We start from the raw sequence: 530 nt of genomic DNA, 5'->3' as shown, positions 1-530 counted from the left end.
TCTGATACAGGCTTAAATCCTACTTTTTTATAGAAACCAAGCGCATAAATCGAAGCTTTAACGCTAATTAATTTTGCACCACTTACCGCCTTCATTTCTTCAACTAAACCCTTAGCCACACCAAAACCGTGATATTCAGTTTTAACGTAAAGATGACCGATATAGCTTTCATCACGCCAAGCTATATAACCGATAATTTCGTTATCAATAGTGGCTTTAATCGCTGAATAAATACTGGCATCCTTTACTTTGTCAATATCAGATTTAAACGCAATTTTGATAGCTTTTTGACCTTCAGAATTAAGAAGAGGTACAACATGCTTATCATTAATAGCTTCACCCAATTTAAGAATTACATCTAAATCTTGATGAGTTACTTTTTCATACGAAAATTCCATTTTTACTCCTAGCACATAACGCTTGCATAACACGTTTATTACTATGCAAACCAACCTGAATTTAACTACCTTAATCATAAAACTAAAGACAAACCCAGAACGCCGAATGTAATAAATCGTGTTGATGCGATT

Annotated in this window: 1 protein-coding gene; it reads right to left on the bottom strand. The window is 33.8% G+C overall.

Annotated features, from left to right (window positions below; all coding sequences use genetic code 11):
• Positions 1-398 (bottom strand): GNAT family N-acetyltransferase (locus A6E06_RS14570; RefSeq protein WP_065640702.1); only part of this gene is annotated, 398 nt, incomplete at its 3' end.
• Positions 399-530 lie beyond the last annotated feature (132 nt).

Origin of the sequence: Aliivibrio sp. 1S175 (assembly GCF_001690985.1) — a bacterium.
In the GTDB taxonomy this organism is placed as follows: Bacteria; Pseudomonadota; Gammaproteobacteria; order Enterobacterales; family Vibrionaceae; genus Aliivibrio.
Note: the sequence above shows the minus strand (reverse complement) of the source record. Positions and strands in the feature narration are given on the sequence as shown.